Annotated in this window: 12 protein-coding genes; 10 read left to right on the top strand and 2 right to left on the bottom strand. The window is 38.1% G+C overall.

What is annotated here, in order from left to right:
• Positions 1-55 precede the first annotated feature (55 nt).
• From dhaK to dhaM, 3 genes are read left to right on the top strand one after another with little or no spacing between them, the layout of a single operon-like run.
• Positions 56-1,060 carry a dihydroxyacetone kinase subunit DhaK gene (gene dhaK, locus GHD00_RS09890; protein ID WP_163538002.1) on the top strand — a complete coding sequence of 335 codons (1,005 nt, stop codon included), beginning with the start codon at positions 56-58 and terminating at the stop codon, positions 1,058-1,060.
• Positions 1,061-1,076: 16 nt separating this feature from the next.
• Entirely contained in the window at positions 1,077-1,700 is a 624-nt protein-coding gene (gene dhaL / locus GHD00_RS09885) for a dihydroxyacetone kinase subunit DhaL (protein WP_163538001.1), read from the top strand.
• Positions 1,700-2,089 carry a dihydroxyacetone kinase phosphoryl donor subunit DhaM gene (gene dhaM / locus GHD00_RS09880; protein WP_163538000.1) on the top strand — a complete coding sequence of 130 codons (390 nt, stop codon included), beginning with the start codon at positions 1,700-1,702 and terminating at the stop codon, positions 2,087-2,089. The genes dhaL and dhaM overlap by 1 nt, the downstream gene beginning before the upstream one ends.
• A gap of 100 nt (positions 2,090-2,189) precedes the next feature.
• Here the strand turns inward: dhaM and GHD00_RS09875 are convergent, their stop codons facing one another.
• The gene (locus GHD00_RS09875) at positions 2,190-3,368 is read right to left on the bottom strand and encodes a Gfo/Idh/MocA family protein (RefSeq protein ID WP_163537999.1); all 1,179 of its coding nucleotides are present in this window, start codon (positions 3,366-3,368) and stop codon (positions 2,190-2,192) included.
• 127 nt (positions 3,369-3,495) lie between these two features.
• Between GHD00_RS09875 and GHD00_RS09870 the strand changes: the two genes are divergently transcribed.
• From GHD00_RS09870 to GHD00_RS09845, 6 genes are all read left to right on the top strand, one after another.
• The gene (locus GHD00_RS09870; RefSeq protein WP_205600737.1) at positions 3,496-4,314 is read left to right on the top strand and encodes an AraC family transcriptional regulator; all 819 of its coding nucleotides are present in this window, start codon (positions 3,496-3,498) and stop codon (positions 4,312-4,314) included.
• A 102-nt stretch (positions 4,315-4,416) separates the two neighbouring features.
• On the top strand, positions 4,417-5,568 hold the full coding sequence (locus GHD00_RS09865) for a Gfo/Idh/MocA family protein (protein WP_163537998.1): 1,152 nt from the start codon (positions 4,417-4,419) through the stop codon (positions 5,566-5,568).
• Positions 5,569-5,581: 13 nt separating this feature from the next.
• Positions 5,582-6,757, top strand: a complete 1,176-nt coding sequence (locus GHD00_RS09860) for a dihydrodipicolinate synthase family protein (protein WP_163537997.1) — start codon at positions 5,582-5,584, stop codon at positions 6,755-6,757.
• Positions 6,757-7,578: a sugar phosphate isomerase/epimerase family protein gene (locus tag GHD00_RS09855; protein ID WP_163537996.1), complete on the top strand. Its 822-nt coding sequence runs from the start codon at positions 6,757-6,759 to the stop codon at positions 7,576-7,578. Before GHD00_RS09860 ends, GHD00_RS09855 begins: the two co-directional genes overlap by 1 nt.
• A 613-nt stretch (positions 7,579-8,191) precedes the next feature.
• A complete protein-coding gene (locus GHD00_RS09850) occupies positions 8,192-9,046 on the top strand; it encodes a hypothetical protein (protein ID WP_163537995.1) in 855 nt (284 codons plus the stop codon).
• A 132-nt stretch (positions 9,047-9,178) separates the two neighbouring features.
• The gene (locus GHD00_RS09845; protein WP_163537994.1) at positions 9,179-10,288 is read left to right on the top strand and encodes an N-acetylmuramoyl-L-alanine amidase family protein; all 1,110 of its coding nucleotides are present in this window, start codon (positions 9,179-9,181) and stop codon (positions 10,286-10,288) included.
• A gap of 353 nt (positions 10,289-10,641) precedes the next feature.
• Here the strand turns inward: GHD00_RS09845 and GHD00_RS09840 are convergent, their stop codons facing one another.
• On the bottom strand, positions 10,642-11,568 hold the full coding sequence (locus GHD00_RS09840) for an aldo/keto reductase (protein ID WP_163537993.1): 927 nt from the start codon (positions 11,566-11,568) through the stop codon (positions 10,642-10,644).
• A 488-nt stretch (positions 11,569-12,056) separates the two neighbouring features.
• On the opposite strand from GHD00_RS09840, the gene GHD00_RS09835 reads away from it, so the two are divergent.
• Positions 12,057-12,572, top strand: coding sequence for a DoxX family protein (locus GHD00_RS09835; RefSeq protein WP_163537992.1), 516 nt, complete (start codon positions 12,057-12,059; stop codon positions 12,570-12,572).
• Positions 12,573-12,761 lie beyond the last annotated feature (189 nt).

Here is a 12,761-nt window from a genome sequence, read left to right as displayed (position 1 = left end):
ATGTACTTATTTTTTATAGAATGATAGGAAAGGTTAAATAATGAGGTGACTTACGATGAAAAAGGTGATCAATCATCCAGACCATGTTGTAGAGGAAATGATTCAAGGTATTGTCACAGCACAAAATGAATCTTTGAAAAGGCTGCCAAAAACAAATGTGATTACAAGAAGCGATGCACCTATTCAAGGAAAAGTAGGCCTTGTGAGTGGTGGAGGCAGTGGTCATGAGCCAGCACATGCTGGGTATGTTGGAAAAGGAATGCTTGATGCAGCAGTTGTAGGAGAAGTGTTCACTTCCCCAACTCCAGATCAAGTATTGGAAGCTATTAAAGCGGTTGATAGCGGTGCGGGTGTGTTGTTAATCATAAAAAATTATACAGGCGATGTAATGAATTTTGAGATGGCGGCAGAAATGGCCGAAATGGAAGGAATTCAAGTAGAAAAAGTGGTTGTAAATGATGATGTTGCCGTAGAAGACAGCACTTTTACGACAGGACGTCGTGGCATTGCAGGAACCATTTTTGTTCATAAAATATCTGGTGCATTAGCTGAGCAAGGTGCTTCCTTAAAAGAAGTAAAGCGAATAGCAGACAAAACGATAGAAAATGTTCGTTCCATGGGTGTAGCATTATCTTCCTGTACGGTTCCCGCTGCTGGCAAACCAAGTTTTTCGTTAGCAGAGAATGAAATGGAAATTGGTATCGGTATCCATGGTGAGGCGGGCATTGAAAGGATTCCAATGCAAGAGGCGGATAAAATTGTAAATATTTTAATGGAGAAAATTCTACAGGACATCGATTATGTCAAAAGTGATGCAGCTGTCTTGATCAATGGATTAGGAGCTACACCAGAGATGGAGCTATACCTTGTTAGTCGCCAAGTTCAGCAATTGTTACAAGATAAAGAGATTGAAACTTATAAAACTTGGGTAGGAGAATATATGACATCATTAGAAATGGCGGGTTTTTCCATTACATTATTGAAATTAGATGAAGAGTTAAAGCAAGGTCTCAAAGCTGCATCACAGACGTTGGCTTTTCCAGTATCATACGACAAATAGTGAAAAGGGGATGTATATGAGCATAATAACGGTAGAGCAAGCAATTGCATGGATGAAAAAAATTAATGAAAAAATGCAAGAAAATAAGGATCAGCTGACTGCTTTAGATCAGGCAATCGGTGATGGAGATCATGGTATTAACATGGCCCGTGGATTTGAAGCGGTTGTAGAAAAAATTGAGGATACAGATTATGATTCTGTTTCAGATGTGTTTAAAAGTGCTGCGATGACATTAATGGCAAAAGTAGGTGGAGCATCTGGTCCATTGTATGGAACCGCCTTTTTAAAAATGTCGGTGACAACACAGGGGAAAGAGGTAGGATCTTCGCAATTCCAGCAGGCAATTCGTGCAGCAAGTGCTGGAATTCAATCAAGAGGTCAAGCAGATTTTGGTGAAAAGACATTATATGATGTATGGTATCAAGTTGCGGATTTTTTAGAGGAAGAAGTGGTTGATCAGTGGGGAGGCATTGTAGAAGTCTGCCAAGCTACCATTGAAGACACGAGGGAAATGATAGCAACAAAAGGTCGTGCATCCTATCTGAAAGAACGATCGATTGGAAAAGTGGATCCAGGCTCGATGTCTTCTTTTTATATATTTGAATCTTTGGCTGATGTATTAGATTGGAGTTATAGCTAATGTCAGGAAAAGTAGGAATCGTTATCGTCTCACATAGTGTCAAGATTGCGGAAGGGGTATATGATTTAATTGCACAAGTGATGGAAAACGTTCCGGTAGCCACTGCAGGCGGTACAGATGACGGGGAAATTGGAACAAGTATGGAAAAGATTCAGCAAGCTATGAAGGCAGCTGACCAAGGGGCTGGAGTCTTATTTTTTTATGATTTAGGCAGTGCGAAAATGAGAACAGAAATGGTATTGGAAGTAAATGATATAGAGAATGCTTATATAGCAGAAAGAGTGCCACTTGTAGAAGGCACTTATCTAGCTGCAGTAGAATCAAATATGGGCAAATCTATCGAACAAATCAAAGAAGCAATAATGAAATATCAATTACCTCATATGTAAGCAAAAACCCTGCATTTTTTTACAACATGCAGGGTTTACTTATGGTCTTATGTCAAATCAAATGTTCTTTATAATCAGAAATGTTCCAATACTAACAAATTTATAATTTAATCATTTTTCCTTCACTGCTCCATTCAACGCCTAAGTCGTTTGGCAGACACGATTGCTCGTAACATTCCTTTAATGTTTCCTCAAGTCCTGAAACGGTTGTTAGTTTTTCCTCTTCGTGATAAGAAATCCATTGTTTTGGAAAAGTTGGGATATCTGGTACTGATTCGTGCATAGCATAAATGGCATTAACGTGGGCACTTGCAGCCTCTGGTCCGCAGTAAATTTGCGTATCGTTATTTTGGATGGCATTCACCATCACACCAAGTTTTGCTAGTTTATTTTGTTCAGGGTCTGCATATTCTTTTTCTTCTCCATCTTTCCATTTTGCCACAATAGCATCTCTTTCTTCTGGATGATAAGTAACGACAGCATCCTCAAACTCTAACTTATATTTTGGCCGGTGATTATTTTCTACGGCATGTGCAGCTAAGTAGATTATTTCTACTTCATTTTTGGTTAGAAGATGAACGGCACATGTATCAAAAGTTTCAATTGGATTTGCTCGGTATAACTCTGCTGATAATTGATCGATTTCTGCACTTCTATCAATCGAATCACCACTTAAATACAGCATGTGATGAAGGAAGTGAGCGGTTGCGTTATTCGCTACACTATCAAAGATTCTATCGCCATTAGGGCTGAATTTTTTCCCTGCCCAGCTGGAACGATTAAAGTAATCAGCTGTACGCGGCCATAATATCAAACTTTTCATTCGGACAGGTCGGCCAAATTTCCCTGTTAAAATATCGTTCTTTAATTCTTGTACAGAATCGGCAAATGACCAATTAAATCCTATTGCTAAAAGTTTTCCTGTACGATCACGAGTATCGATCATTTCTTGTAAATGACCTTTATCAGCAGTAGCTGGCTTTTCACATAAGACGTGGCTACCCTTTTCCATCGCTAGACAGGATTGATCCTTATGTAAATGAATAGGTGTTGAAATAATGGCTAAATCTGCATGATGTTTTTGATAGAACGCTTCCAATGAATCATAAATGGGAATCTTTTTGTCTAATATTTCTTGATAATAACGGGATCGTTCAGGCGCAATGTCTACTAACCCTTCAACGTATGCGTTTTCATTCCCATCAGATAATAACTCTTGTAAGTAGCTATTTCCATAGCCACCCATTCCTACTAAGACAATCGAAACTTCATTTGACATGAAAAAATCTCCTCACTTTTGCTTTTAATGAAATGAATCCTTTATAATAGCAATATATCATAACTTCCTATTTTTCGCAGTAACAAAAATTTTTTACATCAAAAAGTGAATGAGCGGGGAATCTATCATGTTAAAGGATATGAATCTAGAACCATTAGGTATAAAATTATATGAAAGTAAGCATTTAGCTGGAGACCATGTAGAGGATCATCACCATCATATTTATCAACTGTTATATGCATTAGAGGGTGCAGGTGAGATCATTATTAATGGAGAAGCACAACGGTTTGATCAGGATCACTTAGCATTCATCACACCAGAAACTCCTCATGCAATTAAATCAGAAAAAAAACTTACCGTTCTTGTATTAGCGTTTGACCAGAGAGTGATTGACGGTACTATAAATGATTCTCTATTTCAAACTTATTTTACAGAAACAAAATTAGTAGGATTAAATCCATTTGATAGCAGTGAAATGAGACAGCTGTTACGAACGATGCTATACGAGCAATCACATAAGTCTGATTTGCAAGGAATGGCTTTAAGAATTTATTTATCTCAGTTGCTTTTGTTAATTGCAAGAAGTGATACGCAGCAGGATGCAGTGGATGCGAATACTTTGCGTGCAGAACGGTTAAAAAAGTATATTGATTCCCATTATTTTGATTGGATACATGCAGAAGATTTAGCAGCACGCCTTGGGATGAGCGCACGACATATGAACAATATTTTTAAAGAAAGCTATCATATGACTCCGATTCAATATTTAACAGAAGTTCGGATTGGATTAGCCAAAAAGCTTTTAGCTGAAACAGATAAAGACATTGCATCGGTCTGCTTTGAGGTTGGTTTTGAATCCCTATCCACCTTTTATCGTGCGTTTAAAAATATTACCTCTATTTCTCCTCATAAATATCGAACGACCCATCAGAAATATAATATTTAATTTATTTCCGATTTTAAGAAATTCGTTCTTAGATTAATAAGACGAATTTTTTTTATTGGGTTATGCTATGTTTAACTTAAATCAAGGAAGGTGTAAACAAACATGGCAGAACATAAAATTGGTATTATTATGAATGGTGTAACAGGACGAATGGGAACTAACCAACACTTAATTCGTTCTATCAAAGCGATTAGAGAACAAGGCGGAGTAACCTTGAAAAACGAAGATACATTAATGCCTGATCCAATATTAGTAGGTCGAAATGAGAAGAAATTGAAAGCGTTGGCAGAGGCGCATGGTATTGAACGTTATTCTACTGATTTAGAAGCTGCACTGGCAGATGACTATAATGAAATTTATTTTGATTCCCAAACAACAGTAAGACGTGCAGAGAGTATTAAACAAGCAATTTCTGCTGGGAAACATATTTATTGTGAAAAGCCGACAGCTACAAATTTAGAAGGATCAGTGGAACTAGCAAAACTAGCTAAAGAAGCTGGTGTGAAAAATGGTGTCGTGCAAGATAAATTATTCTTACCTGGTCTTCTAAAATTAAAGAGATTAATAGATTCCGGATTCTTTGGCGAAATGTTGTCTGTACGTATGGAATTTGGATATTGGGTATTTGAAGGAGATTGGCAAGAGGGTCAGCGTCCTTCATGGAACTACCGCGCAGAAGACGGTGGCGGTATCATCGTTGATATGTTCGCCCACTGGCGTTATGTAATTGATAATCTATTTGGAAATGTGAAATCAGTTTCTTGCTTAGGTGCGACACATATTCCCGAACGTATCGATGAAAATGGAGAAAAATATAAAGCAACAGCTGATGATGCAGCATATGGTACGTTTGAGTTAGAAAATGGTGTCATTGTTCAAGCGAACTCTTCTTGGGCTGTAAGAGTAAATCGTGATGACTTATTAACGATTCAAGTAGATGGAACAGAAGGTAGTGCAGTAGCTGGTCTTCGTGATTGTAAGGTACAACATCGCGTTAATACACCAAAACCGACTTGGAATCCTGATATTGAAAATCCATTTGATTTTCAATATCAGTGGCAAGAGGTTCCTGGAAACCAAGAATTCGACAATGGTTTTAAAGTACAGTGGGAGCTTTTCTTGAAGCATGTCTTTGCAGATGAGGAATTCCCTTGGGATTTATTAGAAGGGGCGAAAGGTACACAGCTATCTGATTTAGGATTAAAATCTTGGGCAGAAAGACGTTGGGTAGACGTACCAGAAATTAAATTGTAAGGAGGCTAATCGTATGGCGAAGCTGATTTTACCAAATAAAGATCGTAAATTATATAGCTATGAAGCACAAAATTATACACCTTTTGATATTCCAACAGATAAGCCTTTCGAGAAAAGAACAGCTTTCTCTGCAGCACATGTCGTTTGTGATCCGTTATCAGATGCGGATCCAACGACAAATGCTCAAATTGATTGGGATAAAACAATGGAATATCGTCATTATTTGTGGTCATTAGGCTTGTCTGTTGCAGAAGCAATGGATACTGCTCAACGCGGAATGGGACTTAGTTGGGATGGGGCAAAAGAACTGATTTCTCGTTCGATCAAAGAAGCTAAAGCAGTGGGCGGAGATATGGCGAGCGGTATAGGAACAGACCACCTTGAACCAACACCAGATGTTACTTTAGAAGATGTGGAAAAAGCATATGAAGAGCAGGTTTCATTTGTAGAGGGCGAAGGTGGAAAAATTATCATGATGGCTAGCCGAGCGCTTGCAGCATGTGCCAAAGGCCCTGAAGATTATCAACGTGTATATAATAAAATTTTACAAAACGTCTCTCAACCTGTCATCTTACACTGGCTTGGAGACATGTTTGACCCAGCGTTAAAAGGTTATTGGGGTCATGATGATATTGACGAGGCAATGGAAGTTTGTTTGCAAATTATTCGTGACAATGAAGATAAAGTGGATGGGATTAAAATTTCATTGTTGGATGATCAAAAAGAAATTGATATGCGTCGTTTACTTCCTGACAGTGTTCGCATGTATACAGGGGATGATTTTAATTATCCTCATTTAATCAAAGGGGATGAAAAAGGATACAGCCATGCTTTATTAGGAATATTTGATGCAATTGCACCAGCTGCAGCAGCTGCGATGCATGCGCTAGATGCGGGAGATATGGAAAAGTATGATAGATTATTAGAAAAAACGGTTCCTCTATCTCGTCATATTTTCCAAAAACCGACGTTTTCTTATAAAACAGGTGTCGTTTTTATGGCATATTTGAATGGTCACCAAGATCATTTCCGAATGATCGGCGGAAAAGAAGGCGCGCGTTCGATTACACATCTATCAGACTTGTTTGTGATGGCAGATGAAGCGGGATTATTACGTTATCCTGATCTAGCAACAGAGAGAATGAAAAAAGTGCTAGAGCTAGCAGGAATTGAGCAGGAGGGACGTTAATGGCTGATGAAAAACTGATGAGCAGGTTAAGCTTAAATCAAATAACGACAGACCAGTGGAATCTACAAGAAGCAGTGGATGGGTGTTTAAGACATGAGGTTCCATGGATTTCGGTTTGGCGTCATAAAATAAAAGAAATTGGTTTAAAGCAAAGTAAAAAAATTATTCAAGATTCGGGATTAAAGGTATCTAGTATTTGTCGAGGTGGTATGTTCCCCGCTGCGACAAAAAAGGAATTAGCCGAAAGAATTGATGATAATAAACGAGCAATTGAAGAGGCTGCAGAGTTAGGAACGGATACATTAGTATTGGTTTGCGGGCCAAGTGCTGATCGTGATATTGATACAGCTAGAAAACAAGTAGAGAATGGAATTGCTGAACTTGTTCCATATGCGAAAGATTATGGGGTGAAATTAGCTATTGAACCTCTTCACCCAATGTTTGCTGCCGATCGTTCGGTGATTAATACATTAGAACAGGCATCAAACATTGCGGAGAAGCATCAACCAGATGAAGTAGGTGTTATTGTCGATGTCTACCATGTTTGGTGGGATCCGAATTTGTATCTAGAAATCGAGCGGGCTGAAGGTAGAATTCTAGGATTCCATGTTTCGGATTGGAAAGTGCCAATGCCGGATATGTTTAAAGGTCGTGCTATGATGGGAGAAGGTGTGATAGAAATCAATCGTATGCGTAAAGCGGTTGAAGCAGCAGGCTATCACGGACCAATAGAAGTAGAAATCATTAATCAAGCGTTATGGGATGCAAATCCTAATGATGTTTTAAAACAAGTGAAAGAAAGCTATGCTAAACATGTTTAAAGGGAAGGAAAGAGTGTGTCGATACGGCACACTCTTAGTTTTGCTTAGTCTTTTCTTAAAAATTGTTGCTTTTAAAAATAACTCCCTTGTAAAAAAGCTATAAACTAAGCATTAACTATATCATGACTTTTATCATTCTTCCTTAAATGAGTGTTAGTCCAGTGCAGCGGAAAAACACTCCCTTTCTGGGGGCACGGCTTCAACTTTTCTATATTCAGAACAAAACTATCAGCGAAGGCAGAATACGGAGACTCCTGTGGGACAGCGAGAGCTGAAGATTCACTTGGTAAAGTGTTTTTCTTTACCAAGTTAGCTAAAGCCGAGCCCGACGGCATAGAAAACACTACGAAAGCGATTTTTGCTTGAGTAGATGTTGCACTTGTGCCCTTGGGTGAAAGCGCAGTATTCTGCCGGAGCGAATGATAGCACACATCTTAAATTAGAATGGAAGGAATCTACACCAAGACAAATTTTCACCAGTTCGCTGTTTTGTTCACTGTGACATAAAACAACAAACACTATGAAAAGCGTCTTTTTAAAAGTTGGTAAAATTAGAGGGAGATTTACTTTTCTTATATATAATGGTAGGTTATTAATAGGAATATAGTATGGTATGGAGGAGATTGCACTGAGATTAAATTCAGATTCTATTGCTGTTTACATAACGATAGCTTTAGGGTTATCTGTGTGTTTCGGTGGAGTATGGGTAGCGAAAAGTTATTTGTCTGGACAGACAGTATTTAATGATCGGAATATTCAATATTATGAGTCTGAAGCGCACGCTACCAAATCAGCAGAGAACATAGACTCTATAAAACAATTGGATCAAGCCTTTTTTAAAGAACAGGAATCGGAAGAGGAAGAAGTTTTAGAGGAAGACGAAAGTGAAGAAGAGTCGGCACAAACAACAGAAATGGAGAGCGAACCTTCTCCGGTTCAAGAGAGTACAACTTCCAACTCAAATCTGTCGGAACAAACATCATCTAATCCATCGACCGTTGAACAAGATAATCAAGCGGACAATAGTACACAAGGTTCGGAGAGTAGGGATGAAAATAATCAATCTACTACCACGCATGAACTTAAAAACACTGATGAAGAGACGGGTGATGATTCTTCCACAAAAAAAGAACCAAACGATAGCGGTAGTAACGTAGAAAAGGAGAAACCTTCTGCTGATGAAGAAGAAGAAACAGAAGAGGAAGAAGCAGTAGAAGAAAGCGAGGAAAATACAGAGGAAGAAATATCAGACGAAGAGAACGGTAGTGATGACAATACAACCGTTAATGATGATTCTGAAGTAGATGAGGATTCAGGTTCTACAGATGACCAAGAACAAACTGATCCTGAGAGCACTGAAGAACCACAACCAGACGAATCAAACAGTGAACCTGCAGAAGAAGACATCGTTGATGCTGATGACACGACGGAAGATGATGATAATCTAACAGAATCCATTGAGGAATAAGTCATAGACTAGATTAAAATAGTAGGATAGGATTATTTTTGCATTATTCTTATTTTTCTAGTTTTAACTGTTATCTGTCAGGGAATCAAATAAACACTTAACATGACAAGCTATTTGAGAGGTGAGTTGGATTTGGGTCGGAGAAAGATAAGTTTCGCACTTATATTTTTTATTTGCTTTATCACTTTTCCTTCCATCATAGAGGCATCGGAAAAAGAGTATGAGGTAGGAGTATCGAATCTATTACTTCGTTCAGAACCCTCAAGTAATGCTAGTATAGTAGGACAACTAGATGTCAGTGATAAAATCAAAGTATTTGATGAATCGTATGGCTGGTTTCAAACTTATTGGAATGGAGAGGAAGTGTGGGTAGCCTCGCAATTTTTAGTTGAATCAAGCTCAACGCAAACCCGCCCATTTACTGCAAGTCAAAATATAACCGTTAACGCGTCTGGAGTACGCATTCGATCAGGTCCAGGAATTGATTATCGTATTTTAGGATTTACGTCGATCGGAAAAGAATTTGATTTACTTGATAAAAGTGGAGGTTGGGTAAAAGTAAGGATGAATGCGAATCAGACTGGCTGGATTGCTTCTTGGTTGACAAATGAAAATAGTTCCAAAACAGAGGATGCTAACAGTACATCAACTGCTTCACCCCCCTCGAATCAAGATACTTCTAATCAGCAAGCTTTACAGAATGGATCATTGCAAGGATACAACATCGTTCTTGATCCTGGTCATGGCGGGAAAGATCCTGGTGCTATTGGTATAGGTGGCGTATACGAAAAAGACCTTATCATGGAGGTCGTGGATGATATAGCAAGTAAGCTGCGCCAAGCGGGGGCCACCGTTTTATTAACAAGAAGCAATGATGCTTATGTCGAACATCAAGCTAGGGTTCAGGTTAGTGAAGCATATCAGACACATGCCTTTATTAGCTTGCATTTTAATGCAGATCCTCTATCTACCATTCATGGCATTAGCACACATTTTTATGGAGACGACAATCGAAATCTCGCCTATACTTTACAAAATGCACTTGCTCAAAATGTAAACTTGCATAGCCGTGGAGTTATGAATGACAGCTTTTATGTGTTAAGGAATAATAGCAAACCATCTGTGTTATTAGAGATGGGTTATATCACAAATATGAATGATTTATTAACCATTCGTACAGCAAATTATCGTCAACAGCTTGCAAAGGGCATTACTAAAGGTTTAATCGATTATTTTCATTAATGGATATAGAACGCCTATTAAAAAAATTTTTATTTTATGATTCTCGTTTTGAAACTGCCGTGAGAGAGTCTCTATCGGCAATTTTTAGCTATAACTAGAATGGAAACTACTGAGAGAGAGGTTCTAACAGCAGTTTTTAGCTATAACTAGAATGGAAACTACTGTAAGAGAGGTTCTAACAGCAGTTTTTAGCTATAACTAGAATGGAAACTGCCGTAAGAGAGGTTCTAACAGTAAATTCGAGCGATGACTTAGCATATAACGTTCGTGAAAAAAACTTGTATCAACGCTTTCCATACACTTATAGAAAACAGTCATAAGAAAAAAACCACGGAAATACAATCCGTGGTTTTTTAATTGCTTGAATGTTGAGGGTGGTTAGCAGACACCATATCAAGTTGAGCTGCACTAGCGTTAGCGCTTACTTGCTTTGCCGTTTTACAGCCAGGGATTACCGTCGTAACAGCATCATGTTTTAAGCACCAGGCTAGAGCCCAGCTAGCCATATCTACATTATTTGGTACCTCATGTCTCTTAATTTCCTCGACCAGTCGAAGTGATCGATCCGTCTTTTCTTTATCGTGTCTTGAGCGGACATCACTTGAGTTAAAAGTAGAACCAGGTTTGTACTTGCCGCTTAAATAACCGCTAGCTAGTGGAACTCTAGCTAATACACCAAGATCTTGTTCTATGGTGGATGGATAAATTTTCTCCTCTGGGGCACGATCTAACCGGTTATATACGACCTGAATTACTTCAGCACCGACTTCAGATGCTTTTTCTGTTTGGGAACTATCTGCATTGCCTGCTAGTGATATGCCAAGGTGACGAATTTTACCTGCTTGCTTTTGTTTATCAAGCATCGTCCATAACTCATCGTTATTAAACTCTTCATCTGTACAGGAATGTGCTTGATAGATATCAATATAATCTGTTTGCAATGATTTTAAAGAAGCGTCCAATTGCTTTAAAACTTCCGCAGCGGACCAGTGCCTTGTTCTATCAAAGTTGTCATGAAATTGATGTCCAAATTTTGTGGCAACAATCCAATCCTCTCGCTGATGACGATTTAAATAATTTCCGATAAATTGCTCTGATAAATGATCACCATAACACTCGGCTGTATCGATCAAGTTAATTCCTTCCGCTTGTGCTTGGTTTAAAATGTCATCAACTTCCTTTTGCTTAAAGTTTTTCCCCCACTCACCTCCAAATTGCCAAGTACCAACACCAACAACAGAAACATTTAAATTTGTAGAACCTAAACGACGATACTTCAAATTGGTCACCTCTTCTCCATGGTTTGCCACGGTGAACAATCGCCCGTAAGCCCCTACTTCTAGACTTAGAATAATGAAAGAAACATAAGTGGGGGATAACGGACGCTAGCACCCTGATAAGTTTCGCTAACCATCAGTGGGAGGAAGAACTCCTTCCACTGATGGAAGTCTCTCTTATATATTATTCTACGTATTCTCTATCATTAGATCAAAACATTTGCTGGATGTTAGGAGATATTTATTCACTTTATAATGTTATGTAATGCTGTTGAAATATAGTATAAGTAATCAAACGAAATCCCATTTTTATAAAGAGAAACATGTTTTTCTTAGTTGTCACATTATAGTCATAAACATTTGAACTAAATGTGAAATCATGAACAAACTTATTTAAAATGTATATTTACATGTTATGATATAAGTGTAATAAAGATAAATTATTTCACAAAATTATGTGAATTTTTGAACAAACAAAAGGAGTGAAGATAATGTTTGTAGATTTTCTAAGAAAAAATGTTGTAGTGGCTGGAGTGTTAGCATTTCTTCGTATTTATATCGGTTATCAATGGATGACAGCTGGATGGGGTAAGATTACAGGTGGAACCTTTGATGCAGGGGGATTTATTCAAGGAGCAATAGGTAAGGCTACTGAAGAACATCCAACGGTACAAGGTTGGTGGGCAGCCTTTTTAGAAAAAGTAGCATTACCAGGTGCAGATCTGTTTACCTTTTTAGTAATGTGGGGTGAGTTTTTAGTCGGTATTGCATTAATATTAGGGATTTTTACAAATTTTGCTGCACTAATGGGTATTCTCATGAACTTTGCCTTTTTATTCAGCGGTACCATTAGCACCAATGGACAAATGATATTATTAACCCTATTCTTATTGGTTGCAGGTTATAACGCGGGGAGATTTGGGATAGATCGATATGTGATACCATTAGTAAGAAAAATCGCTAAGTACAAAACAAAAAATTATACCAAAACAGCTGAATTACATTAGATCTAACCCCGCTATCCTTTCATAGGAGGCGGGAATTTTTTTGACAAAAAAAGGCACCCTTACAGGTATAAGGGTGCAAAGGGGGACAATCTATTTTGAATCAAAATACTGTACATGTATTCACATCTCGATGTGAGATATGAACAGTATATGTACACAACAAGTAATGTTGTAACCGTTTACAGTATA

The organism is Gracilibacillus sp. YIM 98692, assembly GCF_010993965.1.
In the GTDB taxonomy this organism is placed as follows: Bacteria; Bacillota; Bacilli; order Bacillales; family Amphibacillaceae; genus Gracilibacillus.
This window is presented reverse-complemented; position numbering and strand designations above follow the sequence as displayed.